Raw genomic sequence first — 18,930 nt, 5'->3', positions numbered from 1 at the left:
CGATGAAAAAACGACAATTTTGAACGGAATATAGCAAATTTGCATTACGCCGTCGCAATTCTTTTTTAGATAGGGTTTTTGAATTGATTTAATAGATTTCAATCGGTAAAACCTTTCTATATTATGCTTGGCGATATTTACTTCAAGCTAATACTATTTATTAAGGAGTTTTCTATGAGTGCTAAATGCCCTTTTTCTCATTTAACCAGCACGCCTTTAACGATGGGTAACGGCGCGCCTGTTGCCGATAACCAAAACAGTTTAACTGCCGGCCCACGTGGTCCGTTACTTGCGCAGGATTTATGGCTTAACGAAAAATTAGCGGATTTCGTGCGTGAAGTGATTCCGGAGCGTCGTATGCATGCGAAAGGTTCCGGTGCATTCGGCACCTTTACTGTGACGAATGACATCACTCAATACACCCGTGCCAAAATTTTCAGTGAAGTCGGCAAAAAAACGGAAATGTTTGCACGCTTTACGACCGTTGCCGGTGAACGTGGTGCTGCGGATGCGGAACGTGATATTCGTGGTTTTGCTTTAAAATTCTATACCGAAGAAGGAAACTGGGATTTAGTGGGTAACAACACGCCGGTATTTTTCTTGCGCGATCCGCGTAAATTTCCTGATTTAAATAAAGCGGTAAAACGCGATCCGCGCACGAATATGCGTTCAGCTACAAACAACTGGGACTTTTGGACATTATTGCCTGAGGCATTGCACCAAGTCACTGTTGTCATGAGTGATCGCGGTATTCCGGCAAGCTATCGCCATATGCACGGTTTCGGTTCACATACTTACAGTTTTTGGAACGAAGCGGGCGAACGTTTTTGGGTGAAATTCCACTTCCGTACCCAACAAGGCATTAAAAACTTAACCGATGCAGAAGCGGCTGCCGTCATCGCAAATGACCGTGAAAGTCATCAACGCGATCTGTATGAAGCGATTGAACGGGGTGATTTCCCGAAATGGACGTTATACGTACAAATTATGCCTGAAGCCGATGCGGAAAAAGTGCCTTACCACCCATTCGATTTAACTAAAGTATGGCCGAAAAAAGACTATCCATTAATTGAAGTAGGGGAGTTTGAACTTAACCGCAATCCGGAAAACTTCTTTGCTGATGTGGAACAATCTGCCTTTGCACCGAGTAACTTAGTGCCGGGGATCGGTGCAAGCCCGGATAAAATGTTGCAAGCGCGTTTATTCAACTATGCAGATGCACAACGTTATCGTTTAGGAGTGAACTACCGTCAAATTCCGGTAAATCGTCCACGTTGTCCGGTACACAGCAACCAACGTGATGGTTTTGGTCGTGTGGACGGTAACTACGGTAGCTTACCGCACTATGAACCGAATAGTTTTAATCAATGGCAACAACAACCGGATTTTGCCGAACCACCACTTCGTATTAATGGTGATGCTGCGCACTGGGATTTCCGTAACGATGATAACGATTACTTCAGCCAACCGCGTGCATTATTTAACTTAATGAATTCGGAGCAAAAACAAGCGTTATTCAATAACACAGCAGCCGCAATGGGGGATGCACCTGATTTCATCAAATATCGTCACATTCGCAACTGTCATTGGTGTGATCCGGCGTATGGTGAAGGTGTTGCCAACGCATTAGGCTTAACTGTTGAAGATGCTTTAAAAGCACGTGAAGTAGATCCTGCTTTAGGTCAACCAGGATTGTTGTAATTTCAGGTTTTAATGCATATAGGTTGAGCGACAAAAAAACACCTGAAAAACGGATTGGACTTTATCATAAAAAAATCACCTGAAATCTTAATAGCCGTGATGTGCAATTTTTCGATAGAGCTCAGTCAAAAATTACTTATAAAAAATCCCCTAAATTAAACATTTAGGGGATTTTTGTTTTTAATGATATGTGATTATTTCATGCCTTTCTTAACCAAATCCTCATAACCGCCATGGTTGGTAACGTTGGTGTAACCTGCTTTTTTCAGTGCGTTTAACGCCACTTCTGCACGGCGACCGCTGCGGCAGTAGAGGTTGATAGGTGCGTCTTTATCCGGGCTAACGGATTGGATGCGTTCAAGGATTTGATCGTGCGGAATGTTAATCGCATCTTGTAAATGGCCTGCGTTAAATTCTTCGGCAGAGCGAACATCAATCCAAACACCTTTTGTGTTTGCTTGTTGCGCCATCGCTTTTTCTGTTTCTGGCATAGAAGCTGCTGAGGCAGCTAAGGGCGCTGTCATCGCAGCAGCGAAAACGACTGCAGTCATTAATTTTTTCACGATTTAATCTCCTTTTATATGGATGGTTATGTGTTTTGAATCGCCCATTATGTTACTCACAAACACGGCTGTAATAAATGGCAAATTAGGCCAAAAATGAGATGTTTTATGAATCGTTTTGATAGGAATTTTAGGGGATTTAGGCAGATCTCAAGCGATCAGATATTGAGTGTTGAAAAACATCTAAAAATCTGACCGCACTTTGAACTATTTCACACTCAATCTCACCGCCACGGTTTCGCCAGACTGAAGATAGCGATGGATTCGTGCGGTTTCTACGCACACCATGGTTTGATAGCCGTTTTCAGCCATACTGCTTGTGGCTTTGTGCCATGGGTTCCATAACACCACATCGCTGGCATTTTGATGTGCCACAAATAGGGTACGTTGGTTGACTTGGTCGTGAATTTCCGTTGGCTGCTGTGGGGCAGTATAAATGCAATCTACGTTTTCATTGATAGTGCGTGGTGAAGGCACGGTTTCCTGCGATTGGGTCAGGGAGTTAAAACAGGTTGTTGGTAGGTTGACGATCGTCGTGTTGGCGATGTTGCTAATCTTGAAATAACTATGTAGCGCCAGTTGCACCTTTTCCATGCCGGTTTCGCCGTAGTGAGTAAAGCGCAGGTCGCAATGTTCGGTGAACAGCATTTCAATTTTAGCCAAAATGAGGTGGTGTTTTGAAAACAACGAAAAAACTAACCGTACTTTATCACAGCCAATCTCATAGTCGCTTAGTTGCCACAGGCTGGTGCGGGCGAAACCATGCGCAGGTGTGCCGGTATTATTAAACCATGGATAGCAAATCGGGATGCCGCCACGAATTGCCGTGCCGGCGTTAAACGGCTCAATGTCGCTTAACCACAATACATCTTGCTTGCTGTGCGCCGGTTGCCAACTGAATAAATGCGCCCCTTGCAAGGCGATTTTGGCGGTGCCGACGGCGTGGTGTAAATGTAAAACGGGAATGTCGTTGTAAGCATATAAGCTCAATTCCGGCGTGATTTGTTGTTGTAATTGAATGTTCATCGTCTTGTCCTTATTGATTCAGAAAGAGGGGAAATCTGCTATACTGTGCCGACTTTTTAACAGGTGAAAAATAATGGCGTATTCAAAACAAATTAGCAAGGCGTTTTCCCCAGAGGGTGCATTGAGCGCCCATATCAAGGGCTTTCGTCCCCGCGCGGAACAGGTCGACATGGCGACGGCAGTAGGCAATGCCATTGAACAGCATGGCGCGTTAGTGGTGGAAGCCGGTACGGGCACGGGCAAAACCTTTGCATATTTGGCGCCGGCGTTATTGGCGAAAAAGAAAACCATCATTTCTACCGGTTCCAAAAATTTGCAAGATCAGCTGTTCAATCGCGACTTGCCCGCCATTCAAAAAGCCCTCGGGTACAGCGGCAAAATTGCCTTGCTCAAAGGGCGTGCCAATTATTTATGTTTAGAACGTTTAGAACAGGTGATTGCGCAAGGCGTGCTGGGTGACCGCAGTGTGCTGCACGATTTATCCAAAGTGCGAAAATGGCGCAACGCCACGAAGACCGGGGATTTGTCCGAATGTATTGAAATTGCTGAAGACAGCCCGATTTTGCCCCAGCTCACCAGCACGGCCGAAAGTTGTTTGGGGAGTGATTGCCCGAATTATGCGGATTGTTTTGTGGCATTGGCGCGTAAAAAAGCGTTGAATGCGGATTTGGTGGTGGTCAATCATCACTTATTTTTTGCCGACATGGCAGTGAAAGAAAATGGCTTCGGCGAATTGATCCCGAATGCAGAAGTGATTGTATTTGATGAAGCGCACCAACTGCCTGATATCGCCAGCCAATATTTCGGTCAATCGGTGACATCCCGCCAACTTTTTGATTTATGTAAAGACATTCAAATTACCTACCGCACTGAAGTGAAAGACATGAAACAGCTTGGTGTGGCGGCGGATCAACTGTTAAAAATTGTGCAGGATTTTCGTTTAATGTTGGGTGAAGGCAATTTGCGCGGTAACTGGCGGCAAATGCTGCAACAAAGTGCGGTCAAAAAAGCTTTTGATTTTTTATTGGAAAAACTGAATTTCACTGCTGAGGTGGTGAAATTGGGCTTAGGGCGTTCGCAAACGCTGGACAGCATTTTTGAGCGTATTGCGCAGTTACAAAATCTACTTAAACGCCTGACGGAAACGGAAATCACCGGCTATTGCTATTGGTTTGAATGTATCGGTCGCCAGTTTGGGCTACACATTACGCCACTTACTGTGGCGGACAAGTTTGGTGAGCAAATGGCGAAACAAAAATGCGCTTGGATTTTCACCTCAGCCACCTTGGAAGTGGGCGGTACTTTTGCGCATTTTTGCCAGCGTTTAGGCATTCAAGATGCGGCGCAGAAAATTCTGCCAAGCCCCTTTAATTATGCGGAGCAATCCTTGCTATGCGTGCCACGTTATCTGCCGGCAACCAATCACAGCGGCACGTTCACTCAATTAGGCAAAATGTTACTGCCGATTATCGAAGCCAACCAAGGGCGTTGTTTTGTGCTTTGCACGTCGTACGCCATGATGCGCAGTCTGGCGGACTATTTTCGTGAAAACAGTGAACTGACGATTTTATTGCAGGGCGAAACAGCAAAAACGACGTTATTGGAACAATTTGTTTCGCAATCGCATAGCGTGCTGGTGGCCACCTCCAGTTTTTGGGAAGGCGTGGATGTGCGGGGCGATGCCTTGTCGCTGGTGATTATCGATAAACTGCCGTTTACTGCGCCTGACGAGCCTTTACTGAAAGCCCGTATTGAAGATTGTCGTTTGCAGGGCGGTGATCCGTTTCATGATATTCAAATTCCCGAAGCGGTGATTACGTTGAAGCAGGGCGTAGGGCGGTTAATTCGTGATGTGACCGATCGCGGTGCTGTGATTATTTGCGATAACCGCTTGGTGATGCGGCCTTATGGAGAAACCTTTTTACGCAGTTTGCCGAATTTTAAACGTACGCGGGATTTGCACAAAGTGGTACAATTCTTAACAACTTTAAAGACAGATGATAACAACGAATCAATATAAATATGAAAAATGTCACATTATTAGCTTTGGATACCGCAACAGAGGCTTGTTCTGTTGCTTTGTTACGCGGCAGTGAAAAAACACATTTAGCGCAATTTGCACAGCGTGAACACACCAAACATATTTTGCCGATGGTGGATGAAATTTTGGCTCAAGCAGGCATTACGCTACATCAAGTGGATGCCTTGGTTTTTGGACGTGGTCCGGGCAGTTTTACCGGTGTGCGTATTGGCGCTGGTATTGCCCAAGGCTTAGCCTTTGGGGCTGATTTGCCGGTGATTCCGGTGTCCAATTTGGCCGCCATGGCACAAGCTGCCTATGCGCAATATCAGGCGGAAAATGTATTAACGGCGATTGATGCGCGTATGAATGAAGTGTATTTCGCCCAATGGCAGGCGCAAAAAGTGCGGTCAGATTTCGGCGAGTTTTTAGATTGGCAACCGGTTATTGCCGAGCAGGTGTGCAGCCCGTCAAAAGCCATTGAGCAGGTGGTTCAACAACATCATGAAAATGCCGTTTTAGCAGGAACCGGCTGGGCGGCTTATCCTGAATTAAGCGACGCAAATTTTGGTAAAGCGACAGAGATCACCTTACCTTCTGCTTTATATATGCTGGATTTGGCATTGCCAAAATGGTTTGCCGGCGAGACCATCAGCCCGTTGGAGATTGAACCGATTTACTTACGTAATGAAGTGACGTGGAAGAAATTGCCGGGGCGAGAATAGATTTTAATCATCTTTTGAGAGGAGCATTAAAATGAGCAAAAAAATAGGCTTAATATTAACCGCACTTTCTCTTGTTTTAACCGGTTGTGTGTCGGCGCCGCAAGGGTTAGAGCCAAAACAATTTGATGCGTTAAATTTAAATAACATTCAACAGCAAGATTATGATTGTCGTTGTGTGAAAGTACGTCTGGGCGGCAAAGTGATTTCTGCCACTGCGTTAAAAAATCAGACAAAAGTGGAAGTGTTAAATCAAACTGTCGCGTATTTCTCCGCAAAACCGATGATTGATAGCCACAGCAATGGGCGATTTATTGCCTACTTAAACGGCTTTGTGGATCCGGAAAACTTAAAAGATCAATACATTACCGTTGCCGGTGTGCTAAGTGGCAAAGAGCCGGGCAAAATTGATCAAGCGGATTACAGCTATCCGGTGGTGCAAGCCCATCAATATCGTCTTTGGAAGCTTGTGCAAGAATATTATTACGATCCGGACGACATGTATGATTACGGGCCGTTTTATCCATACGGCTGGTGGGCGCCGAGATTTATGTGGGCCGAACCACGCCTTCGCTATAATTTGTATTAAGTTTGGGCGGAATGTTAGAATTCCGCCTCATTTTATAAAAATAAAGAAAAAAGATAAGGAATCATCATGACTAAACCTTGGTTTCAAAATTATCCGGAAGGTTCTGAGCGTGAGTTGGATACCTCAGAATATGATTCGATTTTAGATATGTTTGATAAAGCGATTCGTGAACATCCCGACCGCGCTGCTTATATTAATATGGGACAAGTGTTAACGTTTCGTAAATTAGAAGAACGCAGCCGTGCTTTTGCGGCCTATTTGCAAAATGAATTGAAGTTGGAGCGTGGTGAGCGTGTGGCATTAATGATGCCGAATTTGTTGCAATATCCAATCGCCTTGTTTGGTATTTTACGTGCCGGCCTTGTGGTGGTGAATGTGAATCCGCTTTACACACCACGCGAGTTGGAACACCAGTTGCAAGACAGTGGCGCCAAAGCCATTGTGGTGGTGTCTAACTTTGCTTCTACGTTAGAAAAAATTGTTTTTAACACTTCCGTGAAACATGTGATTTTGACCCGTATGGGCGATCAGTTGTCTTTTGGTAAACGCACATTAGTGAACTTCGTAGTGAAATACGTGAAGAAACTCGTGCCAAAATATAAGTTGCCAAATGCGGTCACGTTCCGTGAAGTGTTGAGTGTGGGGAAATATCGTCAATATGTGCGTCCGCAAATGGAACGCAATGATTTGGCATTTTTGCAATACACCGGCGGAACTACAGGCGTCGCGAAAGGCGCGATGTTGTCGCACGGTAATATTATCGTGAATGTGTTCCAAGCTAAGTGGATTGCCCATCCTTTTGTGGGCGATCGTAGTCGTGAACGATTGGCTATTCTAGCTTTGCCGTTGTATCACGTTTTTGCCCTCACCGTGAACTGCTTGCTGTTTATTGAATTGGGGGTGACTGCCGTATTAATTACGAACCCGCGTGATATTCCGGGCTTCGTGAAAGAACTGAAAAAATATCCGTTTGTGGCGATTACCGGCGTGAATACCTTGTTTAACGCCCTGTTAAACAATGACGAGTTGAAGAACGTGAATTTCTCTGCCTTAAAACTTTCTGTGGGCGGTGGTATGGCGATTCACCAATCCGTTGCCACTCGTTGGCATGAATTGACCGGTTGTAACATTATTGAAGGTTACGGCATGACAGAATGCTCTCCGCTAATTGCGGCATGCCCGGTGAATGTGGTGAAGCATAACGGCAGTATTGGTGTGCCGGTGCCGAACACCGATATTCGAATTGTGAAAGAAGACGGTTCTGAAGCAGCTCTCGGTGAAGCCGGGGAGTTGTGGGTGAAAGGCGAACAGGTGATGCAAGGGTATTGGCAACGCCCGGAAGCCACCGCAGAAGTGATCAAAGACGGTTGGATGGCAACCGGTGATATTGTGATCATGGATGAAAGTTACAGCTTGCGCATTGTGGATCGTAAAAAAGACATGATTTTGGTGTCCGGTTTTAACGTGTATCCGAATGAAATCGAAGATGTGGCGATGTTAAACAATAAAGTGGCTGAAGTCGCGGCAATCGGTGTGCCAAATGACGTGTCCGGGGAAACCATCAAACTCTTCGTCGTGAAGAAAGATGAAAGTTTAACCCGTGATGAATTACGACAACACTGCCGCAAATATTTAACCGGCTATAAAATTCCAAAAGACATTGAGTTCCGTGAGGAATTGCCGAAAACCAACGTAGGTAAAATTTTACGTCGTGTTTTACGTGATGAAGAAATTGCGAAACATGCGACAACTGCCTAAATTATTTTATTCATCTATTCGAGAGAGAATGTCGCCTCACAGCGCATTCTCTCCTTTATTTCTATGACATATCAAATAAAAGAATGTAACACCCCACCAAACTTTAAATTAATTACCGATGACCATGCCTTGCTTGAGGTTTGTGAACAGGCGAGAGCGCAAAGTGCGGTGGCATTAGACACGGAATTTATTCGAATCAGAACCCTGCATCCTAAATTGGGCTTAATTCAATTATATGCCGGTGATGAGGTGGCGTTAATTGACCCGACAACGATTGAGGACTTTTCCCCTTTTATTGCCTTACTTGCCGATGAAAGCGTATTAAAAGTATTGCATGCTTGCGGTGAGGATTTGGAAGTTTTTCAGCATTATTTCGAGCAATTACCGCAGCCTATGTGTGATACGCAGGTGATGGCGAATTTTCTTGGTTTTACCGGTTCTGCCGGTTTTGCTACGTTGGTACAACATTATTTCCACATTGAAATTGATAAAGGGGCGTCACGCACTGATTGGCTAGCACGTCCATTATCAGAGATACAGTTACGATATGCCGCTGCGGATGTATGGTACTTATTGCCTTTATATGCACAAATGCAGATACAACTGGCACAAACCGAATGGCAAAGTGCGGTGAAAAATGAATGTGAATTTTTACTGAACAAACGGGCTCATGCTGTTAAAAATCCTGATACGGCTTATTTTGCTATTCCTAATGCCTGGAAATTAAATCGCTTAGAATTAATGCGTTTAAAATTACTTGCAAGATGGCGCATGGAAGAAGCCATGAAACGGGATTTAGCGTTAAATTTTGTGGTACGTGCAGAAAATTTATGGCAAGTGGCAAAATACAATCCGAAGAATACATCGGCTTTATTAGAACTCGGTTTGAGTACGGCTGAAGTTCGTATTCACGGTAAGAAATTGTTGCAAATTATTGATCAGGTGAAACGCATTCCAGAGAATGATTATCCGCAGCCAATTCAACGTCTGGCGGATGATTCGCGTTATAAAGCCGCATTGAAGGCATTGCAGCAACAATTAATTCAGATTGCTCCAGCCAATTTACCGAAAGAAATGATTGCCAGTAAGCGTCATTTAGAAAGTCTGATGAAGTGGCACTGGCGAAAAGAAACGGAGGATGAACCGCCGGAATTATTAAGTGGTTGGCGTAAACCCTTTGGTGAAAGCCTGTTGGAATCCTTAAAAGCATTTGATGCATAAGATATTTAAATAAAAAAGTGCGGTGAGTTTTTACGACGTTTTTAAACGTTACAAAAATCCACCGCACTTTTTATTGATGGTGATTATTGTAATTTCTTACCTTCAAACTCACCCGTGAGACTTTCTAAGAAAGACGTAATGTCATCAATGTCTTGTTGTTGCGGTTTCACGTTGCTTTGATATTGCAACATAATGCGAACAGCTTCTTTCAAGTCTTTTGCAGAAGCATCGTGCATATAAGGCGCAGTTAATGCGATATTACGCAATGACGGCACTTTAAAGCGATGCATATCATACGGATCCTTGGTTTGTGCGAAACGACCTTGATCGGCTTCAGTGATTGGTGTGCCGCGATCTTTGAAGTAATCACCGTAAATACCCATGTATTCGTAAGATTGGCCACCCATATTTACGCCGGTATGGCAGGTATCGCATTTATGTTTCTTAAACAATTCGTAGCCTTTTAATTGCTGCTCATTTAATGCGGTTTTATCGCCTTTCAAGTAACGGTCAAAATCGCTGTTTGGCGTGATTAAGGTTTTTTCATATTCACCGATAGCGTGGGTTAATGTGGCTTGGCTCACTTCAGGATAAACTTTTAAGAATTCTTTTTTGAATTCTTCATCCTGTTTAAATTTCGCTACAATGTCATCCCATGTGTGGGCGCCCATCTCGATAGGGTTTACTGGTGGTCCACCTGCTTGGTCAGCAAGATCGATTGCACGACCATCCCAGAATTGGACGAAGTTAAATGCGGAGTTAAATACAGTTGGCGCGTTGATGCCACCTTTTTTGCCTTCAATACCGATAGAGACATCTAAGTGGTCAACCCCACCTTTGTCGAGTTGGTGGCAAGTTTCGCATTGAACGGTACCATCTTGAGAGAGGCGATCATCCATAAAGAGTTTACGACCAAGTTCTACTTGAGCCGGATCCGTCATGATGGCATCCGGGATAGGTTGAATCAGACTGTTAGGGTTTGTTCCTTCTGTATTTGCCGGTAAAAAGGCTTTACGTTGTTCGCGAATCCAATTTAATAACGTGGTTTTTTCATTTTCATCCGGACGACTTCCCCAGTGAAGATGACGGAATGTCGCTACCGGCATTTCGTTATTTTCAATCACGCGTTCAAGTTTTGCTAAATCAACTTCAGATAATTTACTTGGATCTTTTAAGCCATCCAGTAATTTATTTAATAAAAAGACGCGTTTACCTGATTCAATATCGCGACTTAAGATGGAATCCGCTAACGGAAGATTAGCATAGAAAGGTAAATCAGCATTAGGGGAGTGGCAATATTGACAACCGTTATCTAACAAGATTTTGGCAACCTTTTGTTGCTCAGCAGAGTAATTTCCTTCAGCAAGTAATTTTTCTGACTGCCCCTTATCATATTGATGGATATACCCAACAACGCCTAAATAACCAGCAATCGCGATGACCGCGGCTTTAAGTACAAATTTTTTCATAATCATGCTCCAATGTTAAAAAAAGTAAAAACAGCAGGGCGATTATGGCTAAAAACATAATCTAACCATATGATTTAAATCAATAAATTTGATTTGAAAAAGCAATGGATTTAATCGCTTTTATTAATCAAAAATAGGTAATTGAGTAAAAAGAATGCACAAAGAAGGCTTGAAAACACCATAAATAAATCGAATTGAAAGAGAATTATCAATAGGCAAAACTAAATTTTGGTGGGCAAACGATGCTAGGAAATTATTTTTCTATAAAAGAGAACCGCGCCGAATTCGACGCGGTTCAGTTTCACCCGAAGGTGAGTTCATGGTTTTCCTATGCGCTAGGAGTGACGCCAATCTAACAAAATCAATTTGATGTTCAACTTGACTTATTTTAAGCCTTTCCTTTCATTCTCGCTTTTTGAGAGAAGCAGAACGCCACAAATGGGAATGTATCTAGTGATGCATATAGTTGCTACCGTTCTCCGGTAGCTGAAACGTTCGTTACGTAAATCCTAAGATATTCGCCTTGACTCCGTCCCTTTCACCGCTGTTGCTACTTTATAACGACTAAAGAAAGAAGCGCCAACACTCATGTTGAAGCATTATAGTTATAATAGGAAGAGGCCTTTTACGCTTAGCTGATAGCCTTGTTGAAGAGTGCCAAGGAATTATCAAATTGATCTTGTGTGTAATTCTCTTTCTATATCGAACCCTTCCGAATTATTCATAATAGAATTCCTTATTCTCACGTACAATCAAACGTTGTTTTTCAAGTAGAGCTAAAACTGTTAATGCTATTTTCGATAATTGTCATAAGGAGAGGGGTACGCGTTTAATAAATAAGGGTAACACCTTATTTTATTCATTAAAGAGAAAATAAAGATTAAGAGAAAGAATATATCGAATAATTGGGAATTTATATTTGGTGGGTCGTGAAGGATTCGAACCTTCGACCAACGGATTAAAAGTCCGCTGCTCTACCGACTGAGCTAACGACCCTAAAGGATTGATATTAAATAAGGATTTTTTAAAAGGTGGATTATCTTTAAAATGGTGCCCGAGGCCAGACTTGAACTGGCACGCCTCGAAAGGCGAGGGATTTTAAATCCCTTGTGTCTACCGATTCCACCACTCGGGCTTGGAGCGGGAAACGAGGCTCGAACTCGCGACCCCGACCTTGGCAAGGTCGTGCTCTACCAACTGAGCTATTCCCGCGTCATCATTTAGCAGCGCTAAACAACGGAGTGCATTTTACTCATTTATGATTGTGAGTCAAATAGAAATTTTAAAAAATTATTTAACTGCTTAAAAAAAATTCAACTTTGGAAAAAACTCAAAATAAAAATACGGCCAAAAACGACCGCACTTTTATTCGCGTAAGTCTTCTAATAGGCTGTCTTTAGCCGCATTCAGATATTGCAACATAGACCAAATTGTTAAAATGGCAGCAACATAAAGCAGAATTATGGCAATGATTTCCATTGCGGTGTTATAACGCCATAATAATCCGCCTAATGCGAGCATTTGGGATGTGGTTTTTACTTTGCCTAACCAAGATACTGCGACTTTACTGCGGCTACCTAATTCAGCCATCCATTCACGTAAAGCAGAAATAATAATTTCTCTTGAAATGACCACGATTGCGGGAATCGTAATCCAAAAAGTATGGTTATATTCCACCACTAAGACCAAACCCGCGACCACCATAATTTTATCCGCGACAGGATCCAAAAAGGCTCCGAATCGGGTGGTTTGTTTCCATTTTCTTGCTAAATAGCCATCAAGCCAATCGGTGACACCGGCAATGAAGAAAAGTAGAGTAGTTAAGAAAGGCGCCCAATCGAAAGGTAAATAAAAGGTAATAACAAAGAAAGGAATCAAAATAACGCGAAAAATCGTAAGAAAAATGGGAATATTAAGTTTCATGATTCATTTTGCTAGAGGTGAATAGTGTGCTTATTCTAAATCAGATTCTTCCCTTTTAAAATGCCAATTTAGAAATTTGATTTAAAAAGAAACTCTAGTGATGATAAGAATTTGGCGTTAATATTTTTAACGGCAAAAACGACCGCACTTTTACTCGATTTTTTTATTATTTTATAGGATGTCATCATGTCAGAAAAATCTCTTGCAACCGCGTTAGTTCATGCGGGCAGAAAAAAACGTTATACCCAAGGCGCCGTTAATCCAGTGGTGCAACGTGCTTCTTCTTTGGTTTTTGATTGTTTAGCCGATAAAAAACACGCCACAATGAATAGAGCAAAAGGTGAACTCTTTTATGGCAGACGCGGCACACTAACACATTTTGCTTTGCAAGATGCAATGTGTGAATTAGAAGGTGGTGCAGGTTGCTATTTGTATCCTTGTGGTGCTGCCGCTGTGACAAACAGCATTCTGTCCTTTGTACAAACCGGTGATCATATCTTAATGACCGGTGCGGCTTATGAGCCTACACAAGATTTTTGCAATATCATTTTGCAAAAAATGGGGATAGCAACCACATATTATGATCCGATGATTGGCGAGGATATAGCCCGCTTAGTTCAACCGAATAGCAAAGTTTTATTTCTTGAATCACCGAGTTCGTTAACCATGGAAGTGCCTGATATTCCAGCCATTGTGAAAGCGGTGCGAAAAGTGAATCCGGATATCGTGATTATGATTGATAACACGTGGGGTGGTGGCGTTCTTTTTAACGCTTTAGAACACGATATTGATATTTCCATCCAAGCGGGAACAAAATATTTAGTGGGTCATTCTGACGTGATGATTGGTACCGCCGTGTCTAATGCCCGTTGTTGGGATAAATTGCGTGAGCATTCCTATTTAATGGGGCAAATGGTGGATGCCGATAGCGCTTATACGACAGCTCGTGGTTTACGCACGTTGGGTATTCGCTTAAAACAACATGAGGAAAATGGCATTAAAGTGGCACAATGGCTGGCACAGAGACCTGAAGTCAAAGCCGTATATCATCCAGCATTGCCAAGCTGCCCTGGACATGTGTTTTTCCAACGAGATTTTCTTGGTGCAAGTGGTCTGTTTTCATTTGAATTAAAACAAAAGCTGACTCAACAACAGCTAGAAGCGTTTATGGATCATTTTGAATTATTTACGATGGCGTATTCTTGGGGCGGTTTTGAATCGCTTATTCTTTGTAATCAACCGGAAGAAATTGCCAAAATTCGCCCGAATATTTCGCGTAAATTAGAGGGAACGTTGATTCGAATTCATGTTGGCTTAGAGGAAGTTGATGATTTAATTGAAGATTTAAATGCTGGATTTAAACGATTAAACGTAATTTGAACATGTTTTCTCTTAAATTGAAGTGGAAAAATGTGATCTGTATCAGAAAATAGGCAGAAAAAAAGGAACTTTTTATTGACGGTCTAATTTTTCTTTGGCAACATTTAGTCGCTTCGAAAGAAGTAGCTTGGACTATTCACAATTTGAAAAGTTCAAATTTACCTTAATAACAAGTAAGTTCTGAAAAAGGAATGATGATTATGAAAAAGACAGTAATCGCATTAGCAATCGCTGCTTTAGCAGCAGCAGGCACTTCAAGTGCAGCAACAGTTTATAACCAAGACGGTACTAAAGTTGAACTTGGCGGTTCAATGCGTATCTTCCTAGGTAAGTTAGGTGAAAACCAACGTGGTAATTTAGTTAACGATGGTTCCCGTATTAATATCAAAGCATCTCAAGCATTAGAAAATGGATTATCTGCATTCGCAGGTTATGAATTGCGTTTTGAGAGAGATGCTCTTAAAAACAAACAAAAGGCTGAAAATGACTTTGGTGATCCAACAACTCGTAAATTATTTGTTGGTTTAGGCTTTGAAAATGTAGGTAAATTAAGCTTTGGTCGTCAATCAACCACAGCTGATGATGTTGTAGGCGATAGCTTATACTATGATTCTGGAGCATTAAACCCATTAACAACTCGTGCAGACAAATCTGTTAAATTCAGCTCTGCTGAATTCGGTGGCTTTAGTTTCGGCGTAGATTACTTGTTTGGTAATGCTGAGAAACACACTGCAAAAAATTATAAAAATGGTTACCAAGTTGGTGCATTTTATAACTACGAAATTGCTGATAACCACAAAGTTGATGCCGCTGCAGTTTATACAGTAGATCAATATGATACTCAAGCAAGCTCTGAAACTAACCAAAAAAATCATACTTGGGTCTTAGCAACTCATTATCAATTGCAAGACTTGAAATTAGGTGCTGCTTATGGTCAAGGTGTTCATAAATATAGAACTCAAGATGACAATAACAAATCTAAGTATATTTTCTTAGAAGCTAAATATGACTTAAATGGTCTTACAGGTATTCCTACGACATTTGGTTTACAATGGGAACGTTTGAGCAAGAAATATGATACTAACGCGACAGCGCAAGATGACGGTAAAACTATCAAAAACCATTATATTGCGGTTGTTGATTACAAACTTCACAAAAATGTAGTTCCTTATGTACAATATACTCGTGCAACTGAAAAAGATAACCTTGGTCAACGTACCAACGAAAATATCTACGGTGCAGGTTTACGTGTACACTTCTAATTTGAGTTAATACTCATTAAAAAGACCGACATAATGTCGGTCTTTTTTTGTTCCTGAGTTTTTATGATTAAAAAAGTGCGGTAGAAATACTTAGAATTTCTACCGCACTTTGGTGGTAGATTTTGTTAATTTTACTTCGTTAAATCATCAAAGAAGCGTTTTACACCATCGAGGAAGCTAGAGGATTTTGGGCGCTGTTTCGTTTGCCCTTCTAAGCTTTCTTCAAGCTTCCGTAGCAATGCTTTTTGTTCTTCCTTTAGTTTTACCGGTGTTTCTACCACAATTCGACAGATTAAATCACCGGCATACCCACTACGCGTAGAAGTAACACCTTTACCACGCATACGGAATAATTTACCTGTTTGGGTCTCTTCCGGAATTTTTAACTTAACACGGCCATCCAATGTTGGCACTTCAATTTCGCCACCAAGGGCTGCCATAGTGAAGCTAATCGGTACTTCACAATAAAGGTTGCTGCCATCACGCTCAAAAATGTGATGCTCTTTCACATGGATTACAACATATAAATCGCCTGCCGGTGCCCCATTTTCACCTGCTGCGCCTTCGCCTGATAAGCGCAATTGATTTCCTGTATCTACGCCGGCCGGAATTTTTACAGAAAGGTTTTTCGGCTTATTCACTCTGCCGTCACCGTGGCAAGTTTTACATGGTTTCTCAATTTTCTTACCGGTCCCATGACAGAAATGACAAGGTTGTTCCGTTACAAAGAAACCTTGTTGACGGCGTAAGCGACCTGAACCGTGACAATGTGGACAGGTTTCCACTTTTGAACCGGCTTCAGCGCCAGAGCCATGACAAGTTTCACAAGGGGCAAGCGTATGAATTTTAATGTCTTTGGTTGTGCCTTTGACGGCTTCTTCAAGGGTGATTTCAAGGTCGTAGCGTAAGTCATCACCACGCACGACACGTTGGCGTCCACGTCCGCCACCACCGAAGATATCCCCGAACATATCGCCAAAAATATCGCCGAAATCCGCACCGCCAAAACCACCACCGCCGGCACCGAAACCTTGTTCAAAGGCTGCATGGCCGTATTGATCATAGTTGGCCCGTTTTTGCTTATCGCTGAGGACTTCATAAGCCTCTTGGATTTCTTTAAATTTTTCTTCTTTCTCTTTATCACCTTGAGTTCTGTCCGGGTGATATTGCATGGCGAGCTTTTTATAGGCACGCTTAATTTCTTTTTCATCGGCGGATTTAGAAACGCCGAGAAGTTCGTAGTAGTCTTGTTTTGCCATAATGTTTCAATTTTCCGTTTAAAATATCAAATGCTACTTTTATGATTGTCTATTGTATTACATGAACAATATCGCTAAAGACAAAATGATACCGAAAGGCAGAAATATCAAGAGCCAACACATGAATTTATTAAGGCATGGCTCGGCTTATTTTCGTTTGTTTACAGCCAAAATAAAGTCAACAAACCAAAATGAGTCGTCTATATTTCTGTTACGATATGATTTTGTCGTTGTTCAAAGAGGCAGGCCGATTGCTTGCCTTGAATGCCATTATTTTGCCGCATTGAAGGCTTGTTCTAAATCCGCCAAAATATCTTGAACACTTTCAATACCACAAGAAAGGCGAATTAATCCTGCGGAAATCCCTGCTTTTTCTAATTCGACTTCACTTAATTGGCGATGCGTTGAGGTCGCAGGATGTAACGCACAAGTACGAATATCCGCCACATGCACTTCACGTGATGTCATTTGTAAGGCATTTAGCCATTTCGCCGCAGCGTCTTTGCCTCCCTTGATTTCAAAAGAAATGACACCACACAAACCGTTTGGTAAGTATTTTTGTTTGAGCGTGTAATCAGGAGAGCGGATTAATCCTGGATAGCTGACATTTTCTACTTGTGGATGTTTTTCCAAAAACTCGGCGACCGTTTGAGCATTTTCATAATGACGTTGCATACGCAATGCAAGAGTTTCCATGCCTACATTGAGTAAGAAACTGTTTTGCGGTGCCGGTGTTGCGCCTAAATCACGCATTAATTGCACGCGCGCTTTAACAATATAAGCGGCAGAGCCAAAGGTTTCTGTATAAACCAACCCGTGATACGTTTGGTCCGGTGTGCTTAATTGCGGATATTTGCCGTTATTCCAATTAAAGTTGCCACCATCCGTAATAGATCCGCCAAGTGCAATGGCATGACCGTCTAAATATTTAGAGGTGCTGTGAATGACCACGTTTGCGCCAAATTCGATTGGGCGGCAAAAATAAGGGGTGGCAAAGGTGTTGTCGATTAGTAACGGTACCTGTGCAGCTTGGGCTAAGGCAGCAAATTTTTCAATATCCAACACACGTAACGCCGGGTTTGCAATGGTTTCGGCAAAAACAGCTTTGGTGTTTGGACGAATGGCTTTTTTGAGTTCTTCGAGCGGCAAATCTTGATCCACAAAACTGACTTCAATCCCCATTTTTTTGAACGTATGTGCAAATAAATTGTAAGTGCCGCCATAGACACAAGAGGAGGAAATAAAGTGATCACCGGCTTCTAAAATATTCAACATGGCATAAAAAACCGCAGATTGACCTGAGGCGGTACACATTGTCGCCACACCGCCTTCAAGTGCGGTAATTTTTTCTTCTGCAGCATTCGTGGTTGGATTTGCCAGACGGGTATAGAAATAGCCAGCCGCTTGCAAATCAAATAATTTACCGATTTCTTCTGCAGAGTCGTAAGTGTAAGTCGTGCTTTGTACGATGGGTTGAACACGCGGCTCACCATTTTTAGGGCTATAGCCGGCATGGAGACATTTTGTTGCAAATTCCATTATTTTTCCTTGGGTTGTGTTTGTTTTGAGGGGAAAAGTGCGGTCATTTTTTATAAAATTTTACACACTTTGAGCTTAACAATGTGGTTCAACGGCGATATAAATTTCTACCAAACCATCAGGGTGGTATTTTTCAAAATCCACAGAATAAGCCCGCTTAAGCAAACCTTGTTGTTCTTTTTTCCAGATCAGTTGCCATGTTTGATAAATTTTATCTACTTTGCAACGGAAAACTTCGTAGAAACTCAAATCTTCAACTTCAATCACTGGGATATTGGTCTCTAATACGGCTTCACTTGCAATCGCAAAATCATAGTCTGCTTGGTGATTCGTCGCATAATTAAAATAAATGCCATAACAATAGTGGCCTTGTGGTAGTTTATCGAAATTGTTTTGCCAAAGGGCTGGGATTATCTCATTTGCTATGTCATTATTTAAGCGTTGTTGTACGATGGGGTAGAGTTTTAACGCCATTTATCCTCCTGGTTTATTTTTCCT

General features: G+C 42.3%; 15 protein-coding genes and 3 tRNA genes. 8 read left to right on the top strand and 10 right to left on the bottom strand.

What is annotated here, in order from left to right; translation table 11 throughout:
* Positions 1-174 precede the first annotated feature (174 nt).
* Positions 175-1,701, top strand: a complete 1,527-nt coding sequence (locus AC30SH_RS05435) for a catalase (protein ID WP_489582240.1) — start codon at positions 175-177, stop codon at positions 1,699-1,701.
* 194 nt (positions 1,702-1,895) lie between these two features.
* Here AC30SH_RS05435 and AC30SH_RS05430 read toward each other — a convergent pair whose 3' ends face one another.
* Positions 1,896-2,264, bottom strand: coding sequence for a rhodanese-like domain-containing protein (locus AC30SH_RS05430; RefSeq protein WP_109127836.1), 369 nt, complete (start codon positions 2,262-2,264; stop codon positions 1,896-1,898).
* Between the two features lie 207 nt (positions 2,265-2,471).
* Positions 2,472-3,290 (bottom strand): D-hexose-6-phosphate mutarotase, encoded by an 819-nt coding sequence (locus AC30SH_RS05425; protein WP_489582239.1) that lies wholly within the window; start codon positions 3,288-3,290, stop codon positions 2,472-2,474.
* A 73-nt stretch (positions 3,291-3,363) separates the two neighbouring features.
* On the opposite strand from AC30SH_RS05425, the gene yoaA reads away from it, so the two are divergent.
* The 5 genes from yoaA to rnd all read left to right on the top strand — a co-directional run bounded on the left by yoaA (position 3,364) and on the right by rnd (position 9,600).
* Positions 3,364-5,310, top strand: a complete 1,947-nt coding sequence (yoaA, locus tag AC30SH_RS05420) for a DNA repair helicase YoaA (protein ID WP_489582238.1) — start codon at positions 3,364-3,366, stop codon at positions 5,308-5,310.
* Between the two features lie 2 nt (positions 5,311-5,312).
* Positions 5,313-6,035 carry a tRNA (adenosine(37)-N6)-threonylcarbamoyltransferase complex dimerization subunit type 1 TsaB gene (gene tsaB, locus AC30SH_RS05415; RefSeq protein WP_314886420.1) on the top strand — a complete coding sequence of 241 codons (723 nt, stop codon included), beginning with the start codon at positions 5,313-5,315 and terminating at the stop codon, positions 6,033-6,035.
* A 31-nt stretch (positions 6,036-6,066) separates the two neighbouring features.
* Positions 6,067-6,621, top strand: a complete 555-nt coding sequence (locus tag AC30SH_RS05410) for a Slp family lipoprotein (RefSeq protein ID WP_314886417.1) — start codon at positions 6,067-6,069, stop codon at positions 6,619-6,621.
* Positions 6,622-6,687: 66 nt separating this feature from the next.
* Entirely contained in the window at positions 6,688-8,379 is a 1,692-nt protein-coding gene (gene fadD, locus AC30SH_RS05405; RefSeq protein WP_315028423.1) for a long-chain-fatty-acid--CoA ligase FadD, read from the top strand.
* A 63-nt stretch (positions 8,380-8,442) separates the two neighbouring features.
* The gene (gene rnd, locus AC30SH_RS05400; RefSeq protein WP_314886415.1) at positions 8,443-9,600 is read left to right on the top strand and encodes a ribonuclease D; all 1,158 of its coding nucleotides are present in this window, start codon (positions 8,443-8,445) and stop codon (positions 9,598-9,600) included.
* A gap of 83 nt (positions 9,601-9,683) precedes the next feature.
* Here rnd and AC30SH_RS05395 read toward each other — a convergent pair whose 3' ends face one another.
* From AC30SH_RS05395 to pgsA, 5 genes are all read right to left on the bottom strand, one after another.
* A complete protein-coding gene (locus tag AC30SH_RS05395) occupies positions 9,684-11,069 on the bottom strand; it encodes a cytochrome-c peroxidase (RefSeq protein WP_489582237.1) in 1,386 nt (461 codons plus the stop codon).
* 920 nt (positions 11,070-11,989) lie between these two features.
* Positions 11,990-12,065 (bottom strand) — tRNA-Lys (locus AC30SH_RS05390).
* Positions 12,066-12,117: 52 nt separating this feature from the next.
* A tRNA-Leu gene (locus AC30SH_RS05385) sits at positions 12,118-12,204 on the bottom strand.
* Position 12,205: 1 nt separating this feature from the next.
* Positions 12,206-12,281 (bottom strand) — tRNA-Gly (locus AC30SH_RS05380).
* Positions 12,282-12,434: 153 nt separating this feature from the next.
* The gene (gene pgsA / locus AC30SH_RS05375; protein WP_212510621.1) at positions 12,435-12,992 is read right to left on the bottom strand and encodes a CDP-diacylglycerol--glycerol-3-phosphate 3-phosphatidyltransferase; all 558 of its coding nucleotides are present in this window, start codon (positions 12,990-12,992) and stop codon (positions 12,435-12,437) included.
* A gap of 186 nt (positions 12,993-13,178) precedes the next feature.
* Between pgsA and metC the strand changes: the two genes are divergently transcribed.
* Together metC and AC30SH_RS05365 are read left to right on the top strand one after the other, a co-directional pair.
* The gene (gene metC, locus AC30SH_RS05370; RefSeq protein WP_489582236.1) at positions 13,179-14,372 is read left to right on the top strand and encodes a cystathionine beta-lyase; all 1,194 of its coding nucleotides are present in this window, start codon (positions 13,179-13,181) and stop codon (positions 14,370-14,372) included.
* 200 nt (positions 14,373-14,572) lie between these two features.
* Positions 14,573-15,634 (top strand): porin, encoded by a 1,062-nt coding sequence (locus tag AC30SH_RS05365; protein WP_109103709.1) that lies wholly within the window; start codon positions 14,573-14,575, stop codon positions 15,632-15,634.
* A 131-nt stretch (positions 15,635-15,765) separates the two neighbouring features.
* Here the strand turns inward: AC30SH_RS05365 and dnaJ are convergent, their stop codons facing one another.
* The 3 genes from dnaJ to AC30SH_RS05350 all read right to left on the bottom strand — a co-directional run bounded on the left by dnaJ (position 15,766) and on the right by AC30SH_RS05350 (position 18,906).
* Positions 15,766-16,893 (bottom strand): molecular chaperone DnaJ, encoded by a 1,128-nt coding sequence (gene dnaJ, locus AC30SH_RS05360; RefSeq protein ID WP_442541848.1) that lies wholly within the window; start codon positions 16,891-16,893, stop codon positions 15,766-15,768.
* Positions 16,894-17,163: 270 nt separating this feature from the next.
* Complete coding sequence (locus AC30SH_RS05355; RefSeq protein ID WP_315027539.1) at positions 17,164-18,432, bottom strand: O-acetylhomoserine aminocarboxypropyltransferase/cysteine synthase family protein; 1,269 nt, start codon at positions 18,430-18,432, stop codon at positions 17,164-17,166.
* 75 nt (positions 18,433-18,507) lie between these two features.
* The gene (locus AC30SH_RS05350; protein WP_212510624.1) at positions 18,508-18,906 is read right to left on the bottom strand and encodes a GyrI-like domain-containing protein; all 399 of its coding nucleotides are present in this window, start codon (positions 18,904-18,906) and stop codon (positions 18,508-18,510) included.
* Between the last annotated feature and the right edge of the window lie 24 nt (positions 18,907-18,930).

The organism is Aggregatibacter sp. HK296 (genome assembly GCF_980469475.1).
The sequence above is the reverse complement of the archived record's forward strand: the minus strand, read 5'-3'. Positions and strand labels throughout refer to the sequence as shown.